This window comes from Nocardioides guangzhouensis (assembly GCF_004519545.1).
Taxonomy (GTDB): Bacteria; Actinomycetota; Actinomycetes; order Propionibacteriales; family Nocardioidaceae; genus Nocardioides; species Nocardioides guangzhouensis.
Window position 1 is genome coordinate 1 of the sequence record NZ_SDKM01000044.1, and the last position, 21,723, is coordinate 21,723.

Annotated in this window: 22 protein-coding genes; 17 read left to right on the forward strand and 5 right to left on the reverse strand. The window is 72.5% G+C overall.

All coding sequences use genetic code 11. The features are described from left to right. Positions 1 to 31: 31 nt before the first annotated feature. Together EKO23_RS21240 and EKO23_RS21245 are read right to left on the reverse strand one after the other, a co-directional pair. Positions 32 to 796 (reverse strand): sulfite exporter TauE/SafE family protein, encoded by a 765-nt coding sequence (locus tag EKO23_RS21240; RefSeq protein ID WP_134720477.1) that lies wholly within the window; start codon positions 794 to 796, stop codon positions 32 to 34. A 22-nt stretch (positions 797 to 818) separates the two neighbouring features. Then, a complete protein-coding gene (locus tag EKO23_RS21245) occupies positions 819 to 1,532 on the reverse strand; it encodes a FadR/GntR family transcriptional regulator (protein WP_134720479.1) in 714 nt (237 codons plus the stop codon). Between the two features lie 116 nt (positions 1,533 to 1,648). Between EKO23_RS21245 and EKO23_RS21250 the strand changes: the two genes are divergently transcribed. The 4 genes from EKO23_RS21250 to EKO23_RS21265 all read left to right on the forward strand — a co-directional run bounded on the left by EKO23_RS21250 (position 1,649) and on the right by EKO23_RS21265 (position 6,829). Continuing rightward, positions 1,649 to 3,019, forward strand: coding sequence for an SLC13 family permease (locus EKO23_RS21250; protein ID WP_134720481.1), 1,371 nt, complete (start codon positions 1,649 to 1,651; stop codon positions 3,017 to 3,019). A gap of 9 nt (positions 3,020 to 3,028) precedes the next feature. Further along, complete coding sequence (locus EKO23_RS21255; protein ID WP_134720483.1) at positions 3,029 to 4,201, forward strand: CaiB/BaiF CoA transferase family protein; 1,173 nt, start codon at positions 3,029 to 3,031, stop codon at positions 4,199 to 4,201. Then, positions 4,198 to 5,616 carry a carboxyl transferase domain-containing protein gene (locus EKO23_RS21260; protein WP_134720485.1) on the forward strand — a complete coding sequence of 473 codons (1,419 nt, stop codon included), beginning with the start codon at positions 4,198 to 4,200 and terminating at the stop codon, positions 5,614 to 5,616. The genes EKO23_RS21255 and EKO23_RS21260 overlap by 4 nt, the downstream gene beginning before the upstream one ends. A 280-nt stretch (positions 5,617 to 5,896) precedes the next feature. Next, complete coding sequence (locus EKO23_RS21265) at positions 5,897 to 6,829, forward strand: SDR family NAD(P)-dependent oxidoreductase (RefSeq protein ID WP_134720487.1); 933 nt, start codon at positions 5,897 to 5,899, stop codon at positions 6,827 to 6,829. A 3-nt stretch (positions 6,830 to 6,832) separates the two neighbouring features. Here the strand turns inward: EKO23_RS21265 and ku are convergent, their stop codons facing one another. Together ku and EKO23_RS21275 are read right to left on the reverse strand one after the other, a co-directional pair. After that, positions 6,833 to 7,717 (reverse strand): non-homologous end joining protein Ku, encoded by an 885-nt coding sequence (gene ku / locus EKO23_RS21270; RefSeq protein WP_134720489.1) that lies wholly within the window; start codon positions 7,715 to 7,717, stop codon positions 6,833 to 6,835. A 61-nt stretch (positions 7,718 to 7,778) separates the two neighbouring features. Next, positions 7,779 to 8,744 carry an SDR family oxidoreductase gene (locus tag EKO23_RS21275; RefSeq protein WP_134720491.1) on the reverse strand — a complete coding sequence of 322 codons (966 nt, stop codon included), beginning with the start codon at positions 8,742 to 8,744 and terminating at the stop codon, positions 7,779 to 7,781. Between the two features lie 69 nt (positions 8,745 to 8,813). Here EKO23_RS21275 and ligD (EKO23_RS21280) point away from each other — a divergent pair, with 69 nt between their 5' ends. The 8 genes from ligD (EKO23_RS21280) to EKO23_RS21315 all read left to right on the forward strand — a co-directional run bounded on the left by ligD (EKO23_RS21280) (position 8,814) and on the right by EKO23_RS21315 (position 16,250). After that, on the forward strand, positions 8,814 to 9,752 hold the full coding sequence (gene ligD, locus EKO23_RS21280) for a non-homologous end-joining DNA ligase (RefSeq protein WP_134720493.1): 939 nt from the start codon (positions 8,814 to 8,816) through the stop codon (positions 9,750 to 9,752). Further along, entirely contained in the window at positions 9,749 to 10,447 is a 699-nt protein-coding gene (locus EKO23_RS21285; RefSeq protein WP_134720495.1) for a L,D-transpeptidase family protein, read from the forward strand. The genes ligD (EKO23_RS21280) and EKO23_RS21285 overlap by 4 nt, the downstream gene beginning before the upstream one ends. A gap of 7 nt (positions 10,448 to 10,454) precedes the next feature. After that, positions 10,455 to 11,363: a non-homologous end-joining DNA ligase gene (ligD, locus tag EKO23_RS21290; protein WP_134720496.1), complete on the forward strand. Its 909-nt coding sequence runs from the start codon at positions 10,455 to 10,457 to the stop codon at positions 11,361 to 11,363. 149 nt (positions 11,364 to 11,512) lie between these two features. Beyond that, positions 11,513 to 12,052, forward strand: coding sequence for a TasA family protein (locus EKO23_RS21295; protein ID WP_134720497.1), 540 nt, complete (start codon positions 11,513 to 11,515; stop codon positions 12,050 to 12,052). Positions 12,053 to 12,188: 136 nt separating this feature from the next. Further along, the gene (locus EKO23_RS21300; RefSeq protein ID WP_217702742.1) at positions 12,189 to 12,803 is read left to right on the forward strand and encodes a signal peptidase I; all 615 of its coding nucleotides are present in this window, start codon (positions 12,189 to 12,191) and stop codon (positions 12,801 to 12,803) included. Then, entirely contained in the window at positions 12,803 to 14,302 is a 1,500-nt protein-coding gene (locus EKO23_RS21305; protein ID WP_134720498.1) for an Ig-like domain-containing protein, read from the forward strand. The genes EKO23_RS21300 and EKO23_RS21305 overlap by 1 nt, the downstream gene beginning before the upstream one ends. Before the next feature lie 41 nt (positions 14,303 to 14,343). Continuing rightward, positions 14,344 to 15,036: a response regulator transcription factor gene (locus EKO23_RS21310; RefSeq protein ID WP_246051220.1), complete on the forward strand. Its 693-nt coding sequence runs from the start codon at positions 14,344 to 14,346 to the stop codon at positions 15,034 to 15,036. A gap of 20 nt (positions 15,037 to 15,056) precedes the next feature. Continuing rightward, entirely contained in the window at positions 15,057 to 16,250 is a 1,194-nt protein-coding gene (locus tag EKO23_RS21315) for a histidine kinase dimerization/phospho-acceptor domain-containing protein (protein ID WP_134720499.1), read from the forward strand. A gap of 17 nt (positions 16,251 to 16,267) precedes the next feature. Here the strand turns inward: EKO23_RS21315 and EKO23_RS21320 are convergent, their stop codons facing one another. After that, positions 16,268 to 16,918 carry a TetR family transcriptional regulator gene (locus tag EKO23_RS21320; protein WP_246051221.1) on the reverse strand — a complete coding sequence of 217 codons (651 nt, stop codon included), beginning with the start codon at positions 16,916 to 16,918 and terminating at the stop codon, positions 16,268 to 16,270. A 143-nt stretch (positions 16,919 to 17,061) separates the two neighbouring features. Between EKO23_RS21320 and EKO23_RS21325 the strand changes: the two genes are divergently transcribed. The 5 genes from EKO23_RS21325 (at position 17,062) to EKO23_RS21345 (ending at position 21,717) form a co-directional block, all read left to right on the forward strand. Continuing rightward, on the forward strand, positions 17,062 to 18,171 hold the full coding sequence (locus tag EKO23_RS21325; RefSeq protein ID WP_134720500.1) for a flavin reductase family protein: 1,110 nt from the start codon (positions 17,062 to 17,064) through the stop codon (positions 18,169 to 18,171). A 93-nt stretch (positions 18,172 to 18,264) separates the two neighbouring features. After that, the gene (locus EKO23_RS21330) at positions 18,265 to 19,368 is read left to right on the forward strand and encodes a fatty acid desaturase family protein (protein WP_246051222.1); all 1,104 of its coding nucleotides are present in this window, start codon (positions 18,265 to 18,267) and stop codon (positions 19,366 to 19,368) included. Between the two features lie 11 nt (positions 19,369 to 19,379). Continuing rightward, positions 19,380 to 19,631, forward strand: a complete 252-nt coding sequence (locus EKO23_RS21335; protein WP_134720502.1) for a hypothetical protein — start codon at positions 19,380 to 19,382, stop codon at positions 19,629 to 19,631. 59 nt (positions 19,632 to 19,690) lie between these two features. Beyond that, positions 19,691 to 20,839, forward strand: a complete 1,149-nt coding sequence (locus tag EKO23_RS21340; RefSeq protein ID WP_134720503.1) for a DUF4185 domain-containing protein — start codon at positions 19,691 to 19,693, stop codon at positions 20,837 to 20,839. Between the two features lie 56 nt (positions 20,840 to 20,895). After that, a complete protein-coding gene (locus tag EKO23_RS21345; RefSeq protein WP_134720504.1) occupies positions 20,896 to 21,717 on the forward strand; it encodes a GNAT family protein in 822 nt (273 codons plus the stop codon). The last annotated feature ends 6 nt before the right edge of the window (positions 21,718 to 21,723 follow it).

Consider the following 21,723-nt stretch of genomic DNA (forward strand, 5'->3'; position numbering starts at 1 on the left):
CTCGGCCAGCAAGACCGGGCACCTCGGCGGGTCAGAGCATGGCGACCGCGGCGACCACACCCGCGATCACGATCAGCACCCGGAACAGGGTCGGCGGGAGCTTGCGGCCGATCCGGGCACCGACGTACCCGCCGACCACCGACCCGAGCGCCAGCAGCACGATCGCCGGCCAGTCGAGGTCGGCGACGAGCAGGAAGATCGCGCCGGCCACGACGTTCGCGGACAGCACGGCGAGGGTCTTGAGCGCGTTGACGATGCGCAGGTCGAGGTCCAGCCCGAGCCCGAGGACGGCGACCATCATCACCCCGGAGCCGGCGCCGAAGTACCCGCCGTACACGCCGGTCAGTGCGGCGAAGAACGTGGTGGTCGAGGACATCTGCTCGCGCGGCGCCGGCGGGTGCGCGGCGTCGTGGTGCCGCTTGAGCCACCGGGTGATCCAGGGTTGCGCGCCGACCAGCAGGCAGGTGAACAGGATCAGCCACGGCACGACCGCCTCGAACACCGCCGGGTCGAGGCCGAGCAGCAGGAACGCGCCGAGGACCGCGCCGAGCGCGCAGGTCACGATCACGGCCACGGTCACCTTGGGGTGCGCCCGGAGCTCCTCGCGGTAGCCGAACGAGCCGCTCATCCCCGCGGGCGTCATGCCGACCGTGTTGGAGGCGTTCGCGACCACGGGCGGGATGCCGACCGCGACCAGCACCGGGAAGCTCAGCAGCGAGGCGACGCCGACGGTCGAGGTGAGGATGCCCGCGCCGAGGCCGGCCGCGAGCACGGCGAGCTGTTCGAGACCCGTCACGTCGTCGCCGTCCGGTCCCGCGTCACTCGGCCGGGCGCTCGCGGAGGAGCGCCACGTCGCTGACCAGCATCACGTGCTCGTGCATGGCCGCGGCCGCCCCGGCGGGGTCGCCGGCCCGGATCGCGTCGGCGATCCGGCGGTGCCCGGCGAGCGAGTCGCGCGGCCGGCCGGGCTGGGAGAGCGACTCGATCCGGGTCTCGACGATCAGCTGCCGGATGGTGGCCATCATCTGCGCCAGGAGCGGGGAGTACGCCGCCGCGGTGACCGCCCCGTGGAAGAGCTCGTCGCCGTCCACGCCGCGGCCGCCGGCGTCGATGTCGCGCTCCATCTGCTGCAGGGCGGTCTCGATCGTCTCCAGGTCCGCGTCGGTACGGCGCTGCGCGGCGAGCGCCGCCAGTTTCGTCTCCAGCGCGTCCCGGGCCTCGATCACCTCGGGCAGCCGGTCCGCGTGGGCGCGGATCGCGTCGATGATCCGGGCCGACCCGGCCTTGTCGGTGAGCACGGTGCCGTCGCCGTGCCGGACGGCGACCACGCCGACCACCTCGAGCGCGACCAGGGCCTGGCTGAGCGTGGCCCGGCTGACGCCGAGGCGCACGGCGAGCTCCCGCTCGGGGGGCAGCCGGTCGCCGGCCTTCAGCCCGTTCTCGGCGATCCACTCCGAGATCTGCTCGGCCACCTGCTCGTAGAGCCGGGTCCGCTGGAGCCGGCGCGGGAAGCGCGAGGAGAGGTCGGTCATGAGACAAGAGTATTGACACGGTGACTCGGTGTCCTATTGGCTAGGCCACTGAGCCAGCGTGACTCGGGTCACTCGCTCTCCCGGAGGGGAGTCACGCACCAACGGAAGGACACCTCATGGGACCGGAATGGGTGGCGATCCTCGCCCTGATCGCCCTCTTCGTCGTCGGCACGGTGCTGCCGATCAACATGGGCGCGCTCGCGTACGTCGCGGCGTGGCTCGTCGGCATGTACTCCCTGAACCTCGACGAGAAGGAGATCCTCGCCGGCATCAGCGCCGACCTGGTGTTGACGCTGATCGGCGTCACCTACCTCTTCGCGATCGCCCGGCAGAACGGCACCGTCGACCTGATCGTCCGAAGTTCGGTGAAGGCCGTCGGCGGTCGGGTCGCGCTCATCCCGTGGGTGATGTTCGCGGTCACCGCGGTGATCACCGCCATCGGCGCGGCCAGCCCGGCCGCCTGCGCGATCATCGGCCCGATCGCCCTCGGCTTCGCCGGCCGGTACCGGATCAGCGCCCTGATGATGGGCATGTTCGTGGTCCACGGCGCCCAGGCCGGCGGGTTCTCGCCGATCTCGATCTACGGCACCATCACCAACTCCGTGATGGAGGAGAACGGCCTCCCGTCCAGCGAGCTGGTCATCTTCTTCTCCAGCCTGCTCGTCAACCTCGTCCTCGCCGCCATCCTGTTCGTGGTGCTCGGCGGCCGGAAGCTGATCGGCCTGCGGATCGACCCGGAGACCGAGGAGGTCGCGGACGGCCCCGGCGGTGCCGGCGGCGGTACGTCGACCCACCGCGACCGCACCGACGCCCTCTCCGGGACCGGCGCCTCGCCGACCACCGGCACCGCGCCCACCGCGACCCTGGTCGCCGAGCGCCCCGAGGCCGGCGTACGGCGGGACCAGGTGCTGACGCTGCTGGCGTTCGCGCTGGTGGCCGCGGTCGCGCTCGGCTACGACAAGAACATCGGCTTCGTGTCGATCACCGCCGCGGTGCTGCTCTCGATGCTCTCGCCCTTGGAGTACAAGGACACCGTCAAGCAGATCGCCTGGCCGACCGTGCTGCTGGTCGCGGGCGTCAGCACGTACGCGACGATCCTGACCACCGCCGGGTCGCCGGAGTTCGTCGGCAACTGGGCCGCCGGGCTGGGTGCGGCCGCCATCGGCGCGCTGATCCTCTGCTACGTCGGCGGCGTGGTCTCGGCGTTCGCGTCGTCCACCGCGCTGCTGCCGGTGATCATCCCGATCGCGATCCCGCTGATCGCCGAGGGCGGCATCCATGCCGGGGTCTTCGTCGCCGCGCTCGCGGTGTCGTCCACCATTGTCGACGTGAGCCCGTTCTCCACCAACGGTGCGCTGATGCTGGCGAACCGGCCGGAGACCATCACCGAGCAGACGTACTACAAGCAGATCCTCACCTACAGCGTGATCGTCGTCCTCGCCGGACCACTCCTGGTCTGGGCGACGCTCGTGCTCCCGAACTGGTAAAGGCAGCACATGAGCGGACCACTCTCCGACATCGTCGTCGTCGACCTCTCCCGGGCCCTGGCCGGCCCGCACGCCGGGATGATGCTCGGTGACCTCGGTGCCCGCGTGATCAAGGTCGAGGCTCCCGGCCACGGGGACGACACCCGTGGCTGGGGGCCGCCCTTCGTGGGCGACCCGGACACGCTCGAGTCGACGTACTTCCTGTCCACGAACCGCAACAAGGAGTCGATCACCCTCGACCTCAAGGCGGACGCCGACAAGGACGTCCTCTGGCGGCTGGTCGACCGGGCGGACGTGCTGATCGAGAACTTCCGGACCGGGGTGCTCGACCGGCTCGGGCTCGGCATCGACGACCTGCGGGCCCGCAACCCGCGCCTCGTGGTGCTCTCGATCACCGGGTTCGGGCACGACGGGCCGGAGGGTGGCCGTGCGGGGTACGACCAGATCGCGCAGGGCGAGGCCGGCCTGATGTCGCTGACCGGGTCGGGTCCCGAGGACCCGCAGCGCGTCGGCGTACCGATCGCGGACCTGCTGTCGGGGATGTACGGCGCGTACGGCGTCGTGGCCGCGCTCAACGAGCGGCACCGGACCGGCGGGGGCAGCGTGGTCCGCACGTCGCTGCTGGCCGCGGTGGTCGGGGTGCACGCCTTCCAGGGCACCCGCTGGACCGTCGCGAAGGAGGTCGGGCGGGCCCAGGGCAACCACCACCCGTCGATCGTGCCGTACGGCCTGTTCCACTGCCGCGACGGCTCGGTGCAGATCGCGGTCGGGTCCGAGGCGCTGTGGCGCAAGCTGTGCGACGCGTTCGGGATGGACCCGGCGGTCGAGGGCATGGCCACGAACCGGGAGCGGGTCGGCAACCGGCAGCGGGTGATCGAGGTGGTCGAGGCGGCGTTCGCCGACTGGGACGCCGAGCCGCTGCTTGCGCGCCTGGCCGATGCCGGGATCCCGGCCGGCAAGGTGCGCACCCTCGACGAGGTCTACGCCTGGGACCAGGCGGCCAGCCAGGGCCTCCTCGTCGACGTCGAGCACCCGACCCTGGGACCGCTCACGCTGCCCGGCCCGCCGCTCCGCTTCTTCGGCGACGGAGGTGCCGAGGTGACCCGCCGCGACCACGTCGCCCCGCCGACCCTGGACCAGCACGGCGCCGCCATCCGCGCCTGGCTCGAGGGCGACGCATGAGCCACCGCTGGACCGCCCGCGAGCTGCTCGACCTGGTCCTCGACCCGGGCTCGCTCGAGTCGTGGGACACCCCGGTCGACCGGAGCGGGCTGCCCGAGTCCTACCGTGCCGAGCTGCGGGCCGCCGAGCAGAAGTCCGGTGTCGACGAGTCGGTGCTGACCGGGCGCGGGCTGGTGCGCGGCCGGCCGGTGGCGTTCGTGGTCAACGAGTTCCGGTTCCTGGCCGGGTCGATCGGGCAGGCCGCGGCGGAGCGGATCATCGCCGCCGTACGCCGGGCCACCGCGGAGGGGCTGCCGCTGCTGGCCACCACCGCGTCCGGCGGCACCCGGATGCAGGAGGGCACCCCGGCGTTCGTGCGGATGGTCGACATCTCCCGGGCACTGATGGAGCACCGGGCCGCCGGCCTGCCGTACCTCGTCTACCTGCGCCACCCCACCACCGGCGGCGTGTTCGCCTCGTGGGGATCGCTCGCGCACGTGACGGTCGCCGAGCCGGGCGCACTGATCGGCTTCCTCGGGCCGAAGGTCTACGAGGGGCTCAACGGGGTGCCGTTCCCGGACGGGGTGCAGACCGCGGAGAACCTCGCCGCCCACGGCATCGTGGACGCCGTCGTACCCGCCGAGGCGCTGCCCGGCCTCGTCGACAACGCGCTCGCGACGCTGGTGGACCCGCCGGGTCCGCCGCGGCTGGCGGCGCGGGAACCGGTCGAGGGCGACGACGACGGGTCGGCGTGGGACCACATCTCGCGGTCCCGGGCGCCGGGGCGGGCGGGGATCCGGGAGCTGCTGCGGTACGGCGGCACCCGGACCGTGCGGCTGCGCGGCACCGCCGAGGGGGAGCGGGACAGCGCGGTCATCGTGGCGCTCACCCGGCTCGACGGCCAGCCCTGTGTGGTGGTCGGCCAGGACCGGTCCCGCCAGTCGCCGGCCACCCCGATGGGGCCGGCCGCACTGCGCCAGGCCCGGCGCGGGATGAGCTTCGCCGAGGAGCTCGGGCTGCCGCTGGTCACGGTCATCGACACCCCGGGAGCGGAGCTGTCGCCGCACGCCGAAGAGGGTGCGATCGCCGGCGAGATCGCGCGTTGCATCGCCACCATGACCACCCTCACCGTGCCGACCTTGTCGATCCTGCTCGGCCAGGGCTGCGGCGGCGGCGCGCTCGCACTCATGCCCGCCCGGACGGTGGTCGCGACCGAGCACGCCTGGCTCTCGCCGCTGCCGCCCGAGGGCGCCAGCATGATCGTCCACGGCAACACCGGCCACGCCGCCGAGATGGCCGAGCAGCACCGGGTCCGCGCCTCCGACCTGGCCGCGGCCGGCATCGTGCACGAGATCGTCCCCGAGCTGCCCGACGACGACGCCGCCTCCCTGGCCACCGCCGTCGCCGCCTCCGTCGCCCGCCACCTCACCTCCTGACCGCCCAACCGTGCGAAATGGCGGGCCGAGCGGCCAGGTATGGCGGGATGGCGGTGTCTTGGTCAGGGAATTCAGTGGGCTGTCAGGGATGGAAACGCCTGACCACCCACTGTCTCACCGGCTGACCGGTGAATCGTGAAGGCCCACCCCGCAGCCCCGGGCACCACGGGACCGGTCAGGGAAATTGATGCCCTGGCAGGGAAAGCATTGCCTGACAGGGCAGTGATTCCCCGGACGTCCGGTGAATCACTGCCGCCGACCGTTCGCTAGCGTCCCGGGGATGAGCCTCCTGCTGTGGACCCCGACCAGCCGGCTCGCCCGCGTCGTACGACGGCTCCGGGGCGACGAGACCAGCCCGCTGGCCGGGCGGACGGTGCTGGTGACCGGGGCGTCGTCGGGGATCGGGGAGGCGACGGCGCACGCGGTGGCGCGGCGCGGGGCGACGGTGCTGCTGGTCGCCCGCCGGCAGGACGAGCTCGACCGGGTGGCGCGGGAGATAGGGGAGCGCGGCGGCCGGGCGTCGGCGTACGTCGCGGACCTCACCGACGGCGACGCCGTCGACGCGCTGGTACGGCGCGTGCTGGAGGAGCACGGCGCGGTCGACTACCTCGTCAACAACGCGGGCCGCTCGATCCGGCGGTCGCTGGAGCTGTCCTACGACCGGTTCCACGACTTCGAGCGGACCATGGCGGTCAACTACTTCGGTCCGGTCCGACTCACGATGGGGCTGCTGCCGGCCATGCGTGCGCAGCGGTTCGGGCACGTGGTCAACATCGTGACCTGGGGCGTGCAGGTGAAGGCGCCGAAGTTCGCGGCGTACATCGCGTCCAAGACCGCGCTCGACACCTGGTCCCGGATCGCCGGCCGGGAGGCGTACGCCGACAACGTGACGTTCACGAACATGCGGTTCAGCCTGGTGCGGACGCCGATGGTCGCCCCGACCGAGGCCTACTCGCGGATGCGGGCCGCGACCCCCGAGCAGGCGGCCGAGCGGATCGTCCGGGCGCTGGAGGACCGGCCGCTCACCGTCGACACGCTCGCCGGGTCCGCAGCGGAGGTGCTCAACCTGGTCGCGCCGCGGCTCTCGGACGCGCTGTTCTCGATGGCGGACCGGCGGTACCCGGACTCTGCGGCCGCCCGCGGCGAGACGGACGACGGGACGACGAGCGGCAGCACGACGAGCGGCGCCCCGAACGACCGCAGCACCGCCTGAGCCTCAGCTGGCCTTCTTGGCCGCCTTCTTCGCGGGCTTCTTGGCGCCCTTCTTCTTCGGCTTCTTCTCGTCCCCGGCATCCGTGGCCGCGTCGGCGGAGCCGGCGTCGGACTCGCCCCGCGCCTCCTTGGCCGCGGCGACGGACTTCTGCAGCGCGGCGAGCAGGTCGACGACCTCGCCGGAGGACTTGGTCGCGGTCGGCGTTCGCTTGACCTCGCCTCCCTCGACCTTCGCCTTCACCAGTGCCTGGACGGCGTCGGCGTAGTCGTCCTCGAACTCGCTGGCGTCGAAGTCGCCGGCCAGGGTGTCGACCAGCATGTGCGCCATCTTGACCTCGGCGTCCTTGATCTCGCCCACCTCGACGTCGAAGTCGGGCTGGCGGACCTCGTCGGGCCACATCATCGTCTGCAGCACGATCACGTCGTCGCGCACCCGGAGCACCGCGACGGTGGTCCGCTGCCGCAGGGCGACCGTCACCACCGCCATCCGGTCGGCGTCGATCAACGCCTGCCGGAGCAGGGCGTAGGGCTTGGCGCCGGACTTCTCGGGCTCGAGGTAGTAGCTCTTCTCGAACAGCATCGGGTCGATCTGGTCGCTGGGCACGAACTTCTCGACCGCGATCTCCCGGGAGGAGGTCACCGGCAGGTCGGCCATGTCCTCGTCGGTGAGGATGACCATCTCGCCGTCCTCGGTCTCGTAGCCCTTGGCGATGTCGGCGTACGCCACCTCCTCGCCATCGATCGAGCACACGCGCTGGTACTTGATCCGGCCGCCGTCCTTGGCGTGCACCTGGCGGAACGAGACGTCGTGGCTCTCCGTGGCGGAGTACAGCTTGACCGGCACGGACACCAGTCCGAAGGACACCGCGCCCTTCCAGATTGCTCGCATGCTGAAGGCCTCCCGGGGAAGTCGTCCTGTCAGGATAGACCGACGATCCGTCCGGAATCTGTCACACGGTCTGCCCGCGCATCCGCCATGCGTCGAACGCCTCGCGGCTGGTCCGTCGGGGGGTGTACCCGAAGACGGTCTTCAGACGCGTGTTGTCGAGCACCGGGCGGAACTGCAGGCAGCGCGTCTGCTCGGGACCGTACGGCGTGAGGTGGAGGCGGCGCCCGACCCGCAGCGCGACCCGCAGCACCGGCTCGGGGACCACGAGCGTGCGCTTGCCGAGGGCCTTCGCGATCTCGGAGACCGTCATCGTGCCGTCGCCCGCGACGTTGAAGACGCCGGTCACGTCGCCGGTGACCGCCTGCTGGATGGTCGCGACCACGTCGGAGTCCCACACGAACCCGAGCAGCGGGCCCGAGCCGGCGACCCGCAGCAGCCGCGACCGCTCGAACAGCGCGGTGGTCTGGTTGTCGACGTCCTCGCCGAGGATGGTGCCGATCCGCAGCACCACCTGCTCGAGCTCCGGGTGCTCGGCGCGCAGGGTGGCGAGCTGCTCCTCGACCAGCCGCACGTGGTGGCTGCAGGCGAGCTCTTCGTTGCCGCGCAGCGGGTCGTCCTCGGTCAGCGGCACCGGGTTGTCGGCGTGGTAGCCGTACGCCGCGCCGCTCGACGACACCACCGCGCGGCGTACGCCGTGGGCCAGGCAGGCTGCGAGCACGTGCCGGCTGCCCTCCACGTCGACGGCGTGCTCCTGCTCCCGCGACGAGTCCCGGCCGGGCGTGACGATCGAGGCCAGGTGCACGACCACCTCGGGCTCCGCCGCCTCGATCCCCGCGGAGACCGCCTCGGCGTCGGTCACGTCCATGACCGTGTGCATGACGCCCTCGACCTCGCTGGTGGGGAACCGCAGGTCGGCGCTGACCACGTCGTGCCCGGCAGCGGCCAGGCCGGCCACCACCGACGAGCCGAGGAAGCCGTTGCCGCCCGTGACGAGGACCTTCAGGCGCCCGTCGTCTGCTGCGTGCATGCGCCGCATCCTCCCCCACCCGGCGGCAGGAGTCGTGGCACCGGCCCCGATCTGCGACAGGATGTCGCCATGCGTCCGATGCTGGCCACCCGCGGCGACCGCGTGCCGACCGGCCCCGAGTGGACCCACGAGATCAAGTGGGACGGCATGCGGATCATCGCCGACGTACGCCGCGACGCCGGCCGGGGCATCCGGCTCACCAGCCGCAACGAGAACGACGTCAGCGCGTCCTACCCGGAGCTGCTGGAGCTGCCCGGCCGGGACCTGCTGCTCGACGGCGAGGTCGTGGTCTTCGACGACGGTCTGCCCAGCTTCGGCGCGCTCGCCGAGCGGATGCACGTCCGCAACGCCCGACGGGCGACCGCGCTCGCGGAGTCCCGCCCGGTCACCTACCTGGTCTTCGACGTGCTGCGCCTCGACGGGCGCGACCTGATGCGGGAGCCGCTCGAGGTACGCCGGGCGGTGCTGGAGGGGCTGGAGCTCTCCGACGTGTGGTGGCAGGTCCCGCAGGCGTACGACGACGGGGTCACGCTGCTGGACGCCACCGCGCAGCAGGGGCTCGAGGGCGTGGTCAGCAAGCGGCTGGCCTCGCGCTACGAGCCCGGCCAGCGCAGCCGGTCGTGGCTGAAGTTCGCGCACCGGCGCCGCACGTCGTGGGTGGTCGGCGGCTGGCGCCCCGAGACCGGGTCCACCTCCCGGCTCGGCGCGGTGCTGGTCGGGGAGCCCACCCCGGACGGCCTGCTCTACCGCGGCCGGGTCGGCAGCGGCATCGCCGGGAAGGTCGGCCCGTTGCTCCGGGAGCTGCTCGATCCGCTGGCCGTCCCGGCCAGTCCGTTCGCCGACGAGGTGCCCCGCCCGGACGCGCTGGGCACCCAGTGGGTCGAGCCGGTCCTCGTCGTCGACGTCGAGTCCCTCGGGCTGGGCACGCAGGGACGCCTCCGCCAGCCGTCGTACCGTGGTCTCCGCACCGACCTGTCGCCCGCCGATCTCCTCGGGGAGGAACCATGATCATCCGCTGCCTCGTCGCCTGCCAGCTGCTGCTGGCCGGCCTCCTCCTCACGCCCGCACCGGCCGCCGAGGCGGCGACCGTGACCCTGGACGGGGTGAGCGTCAGGCTGCGCGACGGCACGAGACAGGTGGTCACGGTCAACCGGACCTCGGGCACGTACGCCCGGGTGACGCTGTTCCGGAAGAAGGCGACCGGCTGGACCCGGGTGATCCAGTCCCCCGGACGGATCGGGTACGGCGGCCTGGTCGTCGGCACCGAGCGCCGGCAGGGCACCGGCACCACGCCGCTGGGGACCTACCGCCTGCTCTACACGTTCGGCACCCACGCCAGGGCATCGTCGTGGGATCTCCGGCACCGCACGATCCGCGCGGGTGACTACTGGGTGCAGGACAACCGGTCGCGCTACTACAACCGCTACCGCAACAAGGCCAACGGCGGCTTCCGCTGGCGGCTGCCGAGCAGCGACTACAACTCCTCCGAGCGGCTGCGCGACTACCCGAAGCAGTACGAGTACTCCTTCGTCACCAGCTTCAACTACGCCGCGCAGGTGCGGAACCGCGGCTCCGGCATCTTCCTGCACGTCAACGGCAGCGGCGCCACCGCCGGCTGCGTGAGCGCGCAGCGCTGGTTCATCCGGTCGCTGATGAGCCGCCTCGAGCCGGGGATGGTCCCGCTGATCGCGATCGGTCGCTAGGGGAGACGTGGCGGGCAGCGAGATCCGGGCGCAGATCGACGGGCGCACCCTGAAGATCAGCAACCTCGAGAAGGTCCTCTACCCCGTCACCGGCACCACCAAGGGCGAGGTGCTCGACTACTACGCCCGGGTCTCACCGGTCCTGCTGCCGCACCTCGCCGACCGCGCGGTCACCCGCATCCGCTGGCCGCACGGGGTCCAGGAGGCGTCGTTCTTCGAGAAGAACGTGCCGGCGGGTGCTCCGAGCTGGCTGCGCACCGCCGAGGTCCCGACCACTGGGTCGCGCGGCAGCTCCCGCAACGGCGACACCCTGGTCTTCCCGATCGTCGACTCGGTCGCCGCGCTCACGTACCTGGTCAACCTGGCCAGCCTCGAGCTGCACGTCCACCAGTGGACGGTGACGAAGACCGGGAAGCCCAGGAACCCGAACCGGCTCGTCATCGACCTCGACCCGGGCGAGCCGGCCGGGCTGGGGGAGTGCTGCGAGGTCGCGCTGCTGGTCCGCGACAAGCTGGCCGAACGTGACCTCGACGCCAGCCCGGTGACCAGCGGCAGCAAGGGTCTGCACCTCTACGCGCGGCTGCCCGCGAAGCTGGACCCGGACGGCACGACCGCGCTCGCGAAGGAGATCGCCGAGGAGCTCCAGGCCGAGCACCCGAACAAGGTCACCGCGATGATGACCAAGTCGCGCCGGTCGGGGAAGGTCTTCCTCGACTGGTCGCAGAACGCGGGCTCCAAGACCACCATCTCGCCGTACTCCCTGCGCGGCCGGGAGAAGCCGTACGTCGCCACCCCGCGCTCGTGGGCCGAGGTCGAGGAGGGTGCCGCCGACCCGTTGGCGATCGACCACTGCCGGTTCGAGGAGGTGCTCGAGCGGGTGGCCGACCAGGGTGACCTGTTCCTGTCCGGAGCATGAGCAGGCGCCCGCCCACGCGGCCGCCCCGCAGGCTGTTACCGAAGCCTTCCCCCGGCGTCACCGCCGTGTAGGTCGGGCGTGGTCCGTGGCTCCCTAGCGTTCAGGTCGACCGCTCTGGTCACCACTGAACGACTTGGGAGTTCCGCACCATGAAGACCACCGACAACCGCCGCCGCAAGGTGCTCGTCCCGCTGGCCACGCTGCTCGCCGCCACCGCCGTGGCGATCGGCTCCGGCGCCACCTTCACCTCGACCTCGAACAGCGCGTCGGCGGTCACCGCCGGTGACCTGGTCCACAGCAACGACCGGGCCGACCTGACCATGGACGTCGCGAACATCAAGCCCGGCGACTCGGTCGCGGGCACCGTGACCATCGAGAACACGGGCACCATCGACTCCACGCTCACGCTGCAGGAGACCGCCGACTCCAGCACCTTCCAGGCCGGCGCCCTGCACCTCGAGGTCACCCAGGGCGCGACCACCGTCTACGACGGTGACTTCGCCGCCGCCGACGACGCCGGAGTGATGGACCTCGGCGCGCTCGACATCGGTGACAGCACCACGCTCAAATTCACCGTGTCGATGCCGTCGAACGCGTCCGACGCCAACCAGGGCGCCACCGCGTCGGCCTCCTACCAGTGGGTCTCCACGCAGGTCGAGCCGAGCAGCACGACCCTGGCGTGGCACTGACCCTGCCCTAGCCGCAGTAGTTCCGGGGGGAACAGGGAAGGACCGTCCGTCCGGCGCCAACCCACAAGGGCGCCGGACGGGCTCCTTCCCCAGGAGCCCGGACCGACCACACGACCGTCGAGAGGAGGGGAGCACCGTGGAGATCACGCTCGAGGAGCGCCGCCGGCCGCGCCGGGCCGGCCGCTGGGCCGTCAACGGCCTCTGCGTCGTGGTTGCCGTGCTCGCCCTCGGCTTCATCCTGCCGGCCCTGTTCGGGCTGCAGCGCTACGTCATCATCGGCGGCTCGATGACCGGCACCTACGACCTCGGGTCGGTGGTGTTCGAGGAGAACGTGCCGGTCGAGGACCTCCGCGTGGGCGACGTGATCACCTACGTGCCGCCCGCCGACTCGGGCATCGACACGCTGGTCACCCACCGCATCGTCGAGCGCGACGGCGACACCTTCCGCACCCAGGGGGACGCGAACCCCGACGCCGACCCGTGGACCTTCCAGCTGGACGGCGAGACCCAGAACCGGGTCAGCTTCCACGTGCCGTACGTCGGCTACGCGTTCATCGCGCTGGGCGACCGGGCAACCCGCATGGCCGTCATCGGCCTGCCCGCCCTGGTCATCGCCCTCTACAGCCTGGTCGAGCTGGTCGGCGTGCTGCGCCGCCGTCCCGAGCCGACCGACGAGGACGCCGCGATCGACGTCCCCGCGCAGCGCGCGGCCGACGCCACGCGCACGCCGACCGCCGGGACCGGCGTCTGATGCGGCCGCACCGGGTGCTGCTGCTCCTGGTCGCGGCCCTCCTCGCAGCGGTGGCCGCCAGCGGCCTGCAGTTCTCCTCCGCCACCTTCACCTCCACCAGCGGGCGACCCGTCGTGGTCACGGCCGCGAACGACTGGACCCCACCCACGGTCGCGATGACCGACCCGGGCAGCCCGCTCAGCGGGACCGTCACCGTCGCCGCCACCGCATCGGACGACCGCTCGGCGGTCGCCTCGGTGCTCATCCAGCAAGCACCGGTCGGCTCCTCGACCTGGACCACGGTCTGCACGGACACCGTGGCGCCGTACACCTGCGCATGGGCGACCACCGGCGTCGCCGACGGCGACCACCGGCTGCGCGCCGTCGCCACCGACACCGCGGGCTTCTCCGCGACCTCGGCGGCGGTGACGACCACGGTGCTCAACGGCGTCGGGGTCACCCTCGCGACCGTGCCCAGCCCGGTCCGGGGCACCGTTCCGCTGACCGTCACCGTGACCGGCGCCGGGTCGGCGACCGTCACCACGCGCGTCGAGTACGCCGTCGCGGGAACCGGCACCTGGGCCGTCGTCCCCGGCTGCGGCAACGCGACCGGCGGGACCCGGACCTGCTCCGCGGACACCGTCGCCGTCGGCACCGGCACGTACGACGTCCGCGCGGTCGCCGTCGTCGGCACCGCGACGACGTACGACACCCAGCTCGGCGTGCTCGTCGACAACCTCGCCCCGACGGTCGCCCTGAGCGTGCCGGCCGGGCCGCTGTCGGGGACCGTGAACCTGACCGCCACCGCCGGCGACGCCGACTCGGGGGTGGCCTCGGTCGCGTTCGAGCACAAGCCGTCCGCGTCCGGCACCTGGTCGACCTGCGGCACCGACACCTCGGCGCCGTACGCCTGCGCCCTGGACGCCACCGGGCTCGCAGCCGGCAGCCACGACTTCCGCGTGGTCGCCACCGACCGGGCCGGGAACACCACGACCACCGCGGCCGTCACCCGCACCGTCGACGCGGCGCTGCGGGCGCAGGACGTGCAGGCGGTCAACAACGGAGCGCTCGGCCGGATCGAGGCGGGCGACCAGGTGGTGCTCACCTACTCCCGGGTGGTCGACCTGAGCACGGTCAAGGCCGGCTGGGCGGGCACGTCCACCCCGGTCGCCGTCACCTTCAAGGACGCCGGCGTGGCCGGCTCCGGGACCGGCACCGACCGCGTCGAGACGGACGCCAACCTGGGCCACGTCACGCTCGCCCAGGACTACGTGAAGAACGGCCTCACGATCACCCCGACCGGCTCGACGATGACCGCGGCCACGGCCACCGTGAACGGCGTGCAGGTGACCGTCGTCACGATCACGCTGGGCACCGTCCCGAACGCGAACGACCTGCGCAACACCAGCAACGCGGGAGAGCTGGTCTGGTTCCCCTCGACGCTGGTCCGTACGCCGGGCGGCACGGCCTGCCTCGCGGCGTCCGCGACCGAGTCCGGCACGAGCGACCGGGACTTCTGATGCGCCACGGATCGGGGCAGTCACGCCTTATCCTCGACCACGTGACGCATCATGTGCTGGTAGTTGAGGACGAGGCCGACATCGCCTTCCCGCTCGTGCGGACGCTCGAGCGCGACGACTACACGGTGACCTGGGTCGACCACGGCAAGGCCGCGCTCGACCACCTCGGGCAGACCCCGACGGACCTGGTCATCCTCGACCTCGGCCTGCCCGACATGGACGGGCTCGACGTGTGCAAGTCGGCCCGGAACGCCGGCTACGAGGGCGGCATCATGATCGTCACCGCCCGGGGCGACGAGCTCGACCGGGTGGTCGGCCTGGACTTCGGTGCCGACGACTACCTCGCCAAGCCGTTCGGGCTGGCCGAGCTGCAGGCGCGCGTGCGCGCGCTGCTCCGGCGCAGCGCGCCGGTCCGCTCCGAGAGCTCCGGCTCGGGCACCTCCGGCCTCCGGATCGACGAGGGGGCCCGCCGGGTGTTCTCGGCCAACGACGAGGTGCTGCTCACCGCCAAGGAGTTCGACGTGCTCGCGCTCCTGGCCGGGCACCGCGACAACGTCGTCTCCCGCGACCAGCTGATGGCCGAGGTGTGGGACGAGAACTGGTACGGCTCCACGAAGACCCTCGACGTCACCATCGGGCGCCTCCGCCAGAAGCTCGAGGACGCCGGCGTCTCCGAGCGGGTCGTCGCCGTGCGCGGCGTGGGTTTCCGCCTCGAGGGGGCCGCGGATGGCTGAGCCGCGGGCCGGGAGCCCGCATGCGTAGGCGCCTGGCCGCCGCGTTCGTCCTCCTCGCCCTCGTCCTGCTGGTCACGGTCGGGGTGGTGCGTGCGTTCTCGGTGCGCGACATGATCCACGACGAGGAGAGCGCCGAGCTCGGCCGCCAGGCGCGGCTGATCGCCACCCGCGTCGACGAGCGGCTCGCCGACGGCGAGCCGGTGGACGCGGCGTACCTCGACGACCTGGTGCCGGCCGACACCCAGCTGGTCTACGAGACCGACGACGCGTCCGTCGTGGTCAACGGCACCGGCTTCGGGGCCGCCGACGGCGAGGACGCCATGAGTGCCCGGGCCGCCACGTCGCAGGGCACGGTCACGGTCATCCAGTCCGAGGCCGTGCTCGGCGACATCCTGGGCCGCAACCTCGGGTCGCTCGTGGTGCTGATGGTCGTGATGTGCCTGATCGCCACGGTGGTGGGGATCATCGCCGCCGACATGCTCACCCGGCCGTTCCGCAAGCTGGCCGACGCGGCGGGCGCGCTGTCCCGGGGCCGCTACGACCTCGAGCTGCCGCACTCCTCGATGCCCGAGGTGACCGCGATCAACGACGCGCTGGTGCGCAGCGCGTCCCAGCTCCAGCACTCCATCCGCCGCGACCGCGAGTTCCTCCAGCACGCCTCCCACGTCCTGCGCACCCCGATCGCCGGGGTCCGGCTCGAGCTCGAGGAGCTCGCCGGCCGCCCCGGGCTGCGCGAGGACGTCCGCGAGGCGGTGCTGCACTCGGCGTCGGAGATGGAGAAGCTCAACGGCGTCGTCGACCAGCTGCTCGCGGACTCCCGCAACCGCCCCCTGGTGGCCGGCTCCGAGATCGACCTGCAGTCCCTGGCCACCGCGATCGGGCACCGCTGGCGCGAGGGGGTCCCTGAGGACACCTCGGTCCGGGTCTACGTCGACGGTGGCGCCGAGGAGGTGCTGACCCCCGGCCCGGTGGAGCAGCTGCTCGACCACCTGCTCGCCGACGTGCAGGCACTGGACCCGCGCGAGGTGTCGCTGCGCTTCTCCGGCCAGGGCAACTACGTCCGTATCCGGGTCTGCGGCGCGGACGCCAGCTCCGCCGGCGGCGACGCCGGGGCGCTGGCCCGTGCGCTGTCGGTCACCGAGGCCATGGGCGGCCGGATCAACGGCGACGTCATGGCCGAGCGCGGGATCGAGATCCTGCTCCCGCGCCGCTGAGCGCCGCTCCGCCGAGGTCACCCGCCGAGCGGGCGCCAGCCGGCGGCGCCGACCACGACCATCCGCGCCTGGCGACGCAAGGTGTCCTCGATCCCGCGGCGTACGGCGGCGTCCTCGGCCTCCGGGCTGACCATCTCACCGGCGGCCGCCACCATGAGGTTCACGAAGATCCCGGCCAGCAGGGCGAGGTCCGCAGCGCCCCACCGCTCGAGGCCCGGCATCCGGGCCAGGTCGGTGGCCAGCTCCCTCTCGAACAGTGCGAGCTCGCGGGCGATCGCCTCCCGGACCACGGTGACCCCGCCGTACCGCTCGCGGCCGATGAACCGGAAGTGCGCCATGTTCGCGTCCAGCTGTGCGGAGAGCACGTCGACGGACCGGTCGATGAGGGTGTCGGGCGCCGGCTCCCCGCGGCGTACGTCGCGGATCATGGCCCGCAGGGTCGCGAACGACTCGTCGACCAGGGCGAGGCCGAGCTCGTCGAGGGTCGAGAAGTGGCGGTAGAACGCGGTCGGGACGATGCCGACCTGCTTGGTCAGCCGCCGCAGCGAGAGGGAGCCGAAGCTCTCGTCGGCGAGCTGGTCGAGGGCCGCGTCGAGGATCGCGCGGCGGGTGCGCTCCTTGCGCTCCGAGCGTGACTCCGGGACACGCGGCACCGGGGACGAGGACACGGAACCCAGTCTAGGGCGGCCGCGTGACCGGTTTTCGGTGAACACCTCGCCCCATGATCCGCATCACAGGGGGCGGGCCTTGACGCTCCCACTCGACCGGTGGCTACAGTTTCGGTGAACGCATGTTCACTGAAAGGAGTCGCATGGGACTCGCGCAGACCCTGCTCCGGTCCCGGGCGCTGGAGGCGCTGACCTCCCCGCACGGTGTCGACCGGTACCTCGAGATCGCGAACCCGATGTGGGCGGCCAGGGAGGTCCGCGCCCGCGTCGTCGACGTACGCCGCGAAGTCGACGTCCCCGGGCACCCACCGGTCGCGACCATCACCCTCCAGCCCACCTCGACCTGGCGCGGCCACCGCGCCGGCCAGCACGTCCAGCTCGGTGTCGAGGTCGCCGGCGCCCGCCGTACCACTCGGGTGTTCTCGATCTCCAGCCCCGACTCCCGCGCCGGCGACCGGTTCACGGTCACGATGCGGGCCAACCCGGACGCCCCCAGGGATCGGCAGAGCGTGTCCCGCTACCTCGTGGAGCGGGCGCCGGTCGGCACCGTCGTCCACCTGTCCCAGGCGCAGGGCGAGTTCGTGCTGCCGAACCGGGTGCCCGACCACGTCGTGCTCATCTCGGGCGGCTCCGGCATCACCCCGGTGATGTCGATGCTGCGCTCGCTGCAGCGCCGCACGCACCGTGGCCGGGTCACGTTCCTGCACTACGCGCAGAGCCCCGACCACCAGATCTTCGCCGCCGAGCTCGACGAGGTCCGGCGCTCCGGGTGGGGGATCGACGTCCACCTGCTGCACCCGGAGCTCGGCGACCCGGCCCTCTCGCCGGCGTACCTCGAGCGGCTGGTGCCCGGCTACCGCGACGTCCCGACCTGGGCCTGCGGCCCGGCGCCGCTGATGTCCGCCGTCCACGCGGCGTACGACGGGTCCGAGGCGCTGCACGTCGAGTACTTCAAGCTCGGCACCGCCCGCCCCGACGGCGGCGCTGCGGGCGAGCCGGCCGACGGCACGGTGAGCTTCGCCCGCTCCGGCGTGGACGTCGGGAACGACGGCGGCACGCTGCTCGAGCAGGCCGAGGCCGCCGGGCTCGCCCCGGAGTCGGGGTGCCGCATGGGCATCTGCCTGACCTGCACCACCCGCAAGACCGAGGGCACGGTCCGCAACGTGCTCACCGGCGAGACCAGCAGCCAGCCCGACGAGGACATCCGGATCTGCGTCTCCGTCCCCTGCACCTCCACCGCCCTCGACCTTTGACCCCATTTCCCGATACTCCCCAACGAAACGGTCGCGATCTGGCCGGATCGGCAGCCATTTCGTTTGGGACTATCCCGACGGAAGGACCGCATGATGAGCACCAGCACCTTCGACCACCTGACCCCGGAGCAGATCGAGGAGTTCGGGGAGGAGATGGACGCACTGCGGCAGCGGCTCGTCGCCGACCTCGGCGAGGCGGACGCGGCGTACATCCGCACCGTCGTCAAGCGGCAGCGGCAGCTCGAGATCGCCGGCCGCGCGCTGTTCTACCTGCCGCCGGCCTGGCCGGCCGCGGTCGCCGCGCTGAGCCTCTCCAAGATCTTCGACAACATGGAGATCGGCCACAACGTCATGCACGGGCAGTACGACTGGATGGGCGACCCCGGCCTGAACTCGCGGATGTACGAGTGGGACACGGTCTGCCCGAGCGAGCAGTGGAAGTACTCCCACAACTACATCCACCACACCTTCACCAACATCCTCGGCAAGGACCGCGACATCGGCTACGGCATCCTCCGCATGGACGAGGACCAGCAGTGGCGGCCCTACTACCTCGGGAACCCGGTCTACGCCTTCCTGCTGATGGTGTTCTTCGAGTGGGGCGTGCTGCTCCACGACCTCGAGGTCGAGCGGATCGCGGCCGGCGAGAAGACCTGGGCCGAGACGAAGCACCTGCACCGCGGGATGCTCCGCAAGGTCCGCAACCAGACGCTCAAGGACTACCTGCTGTTCCCGGCGGTGACCGGCCCGTTCTTCGTGCCGACGCTGATCGGGAACGCCACGGCCAACCTGGTCCGCAACGTCTGGGCGTTCAACATCATCTTCTGCGGCCACTTCCCGAGCGGGGTCGCGACGTTCAGCCGGGAGGAGACCGAGGACGAGACCCGCGGCCAGTGGTACCTCCGCCAGCTGCTCGGCTCGGCCAACATCACCGGCAGCCGGCTGTTCCACGTCATGACCGGCAACCTCAGCCACCAGATCGAGCACCACCTCTTCCCGGACCTGCCGGCCCGGCGCTACCCGGAGATCGCTCCCGAGGTCCGCGAGATCTGCGAGCGCTACGGCCTGGCCTACAACACCGGGCCGCTGCGCAAGCAGCTCGGCAGCGTCGCGCGCAAGATCCTGCGGCTCGCGCTGCCCACCCGCACGCCGTCGTACGACGGACCGGAGGTTGTGGGCGAGCCCGCGGCTGCCTGAGGATGGGCACGATGAGCACCGACGACCGCGACCACATCTCCCGGGGCGAGATCCGCAAGGACGCCGTCCAGGACGCCCTCGGCGCCGGCATCCACGCCGTCGAGGAGATCGCCACGATCATCACCCGGGCGGTCGGGGACGTCGCCAAGGCGGCCGGCAGCCTGGGCACCGAGCTGTTCGAGATCCGGGACGCCGCCCGCCGGGCGGGACGCGAGCACGACCGGCCGGCGTCGGACACCGAACCGCCGCCCGACGAGAGCTGAGTCGTGGAGTGATCGGCGCGCTCTGGAGGACACACCGGATCGCGGGCCGGTCGAGACTGGTGGGGCGGGCTCGCCTCCGCGTGGTCGCTGCCGTGGTCCTGCTCCCGGCGGGACTGGCCGGGTGCAGCGACCACCTGCCGGAGCCGGCCGAGCCCCCGGCCGCGCCGGTCTTCCGGCTCGAGCCCGACTGCCCGACCCCGCCGCCCGGGCGTCGCTCCGTGTCGGCCGCCCAGCTCAACCAGCTCGGGGAGTCCCTCGACCTGCGCTACTGGCAGGCCGCGGACATCGGGGCCAGTGCCCGCCTGCACGACGGCCGGCTCGTCTGGCTGTTCGGAGACACCGTCCGCAAGAAGGGCGTCGTCCCCGGGATCGTCGGCAACTCCATGCTGGTGTCCTCCGGCCGGTGCGTCGCCCAGCTCGTGGACGACGCGCACGGACCGGTCGTGCCGGACGCCGACCGGGACACGGTCCGCTGGCCGATGTCGGTCGCCGTTGCTCGCCACGGCGACCACGACGTGATCGCGGTGCTGTGCTCGCGCACCCGTCGGGGCTCCGGAGGCACCATGGACTTCACCTTCCTCGGCACCACGGCAGCGGTCTTCCGGGTCGAGGACGGCGGGGTGCCCCAGGTGGAGAAGGTCTTCGACCTGACCCCGGACTCGACGGACCCCGACCAGGTCAACTGGGGGGCTGCGGCCGTCGTGCACGGCGGGTGGATCTACGTCTTCGGCACCAGGCTCACCGGCCAGCAGGGCGTCTTCGGGCGCGAGCTGTACGTCGCCCGGACACCCGTCGCGAACCCCGCGGACCGCTCCGGCTGGGAGTTCCGGTCCGCCGGCGGCTGGCAGAAGGACCATCGCCGCGCGGTCGCTGTGCTGCCCGCGGCCGGCGGCGTCTCCCAGACCCTCTCGGTCGACGTGCTGGACGGGACGTACGTCGCGGTGTCCAAGCGCGACGGCGACCTCGGCGACTTCGTCTACACCTGGACCGCACCCCAGCCGTGGGGACCGTGGACGCCGCGCAAGGCGCTGTCGGCCCCGGCCGGGTTCGACACCGGGGATCTGCAGTACGCCCCGCTCGCGCATCCCGAGGTCCCGCTGACCTCCGGCAAACTGCTGGTCACGATCTCCCGCAACACCACGGACGGCAAGCGGCTCCTCGAGGACCCGGAGCTGGGGCGTCCGAAGTTCGCCGAGATCGCGCCCTGAGAGGCTGACCCGGCCGGGCCTGTCGCGCCGGCCGCCGGCGGGGCCACGATGGGGCCATGAGCGAGTCCGTCGTCCCCGCGGAGGGGGAGCACCTCACCAACGGCTGGGAGCCGGACGCACCGGAGGACGACTCGCTGGTACGTCGGGCGGTGCTGGTGCACGCGTCCTGGCCGGTCGCGGTGGCCCGTGCGCTCGGCGCACCGCACCGGCGCACCGACGGCTGGGCCGGGGCCCTGATCGGCAGCACCGGTGAGCTCTCCAACCCGGTCGTGCTCACCCGGCCGGTGGCCGCCGCCGACGCCGCGGACCTGGTGGCGGAGGTCGGCGCGCTGGTCCCGCCGGAGTCGGCGTACTTCCTGCTCAGCCCGTGGCTCGAACCCGACTACGCCGCCCACGGCCTGGTGCTGATCGGGCACCCGCCGCTGATGGCCCGGTTCCCCCGGCCCGACGAGCAGGGCAGCCCGGTCGCCGCCCCGGACGGTGTCGAGGTGGTCGAGGTGGCCGACGCGGAGCGCCTGGCGGTGGCCGAGCGGGTGCTGGTCGAGGGCTACCCGATGCCCGGCACCGCGCCGGGCAGCATCCTGCGGCCCGGCCTGCTCGACGGCGCCACCCGGGTGTGGCTCGGGTACGTCGACGGCGAGCCCGCCTCGGTCGCCTGCGCGCACACCGCGCACGGCGCGACCCTCGTGGAGTACGTCGCCGCGCTGCCGTCGGCCCGTGGCCGGGGAGCGGGCGCCGCGGTCACCCGGGCGGCCACGCTCGCCGACCCGGCGCTGCCCGCGGTGCTGGTGGCCAGCGACGACGGGCGCCCGACGTACGAGCGGCTGGGCTACGTCGCGATCGAGCGCTGGACGGCCTGGCTGCGGCCGGCCGGCTGACCCCAC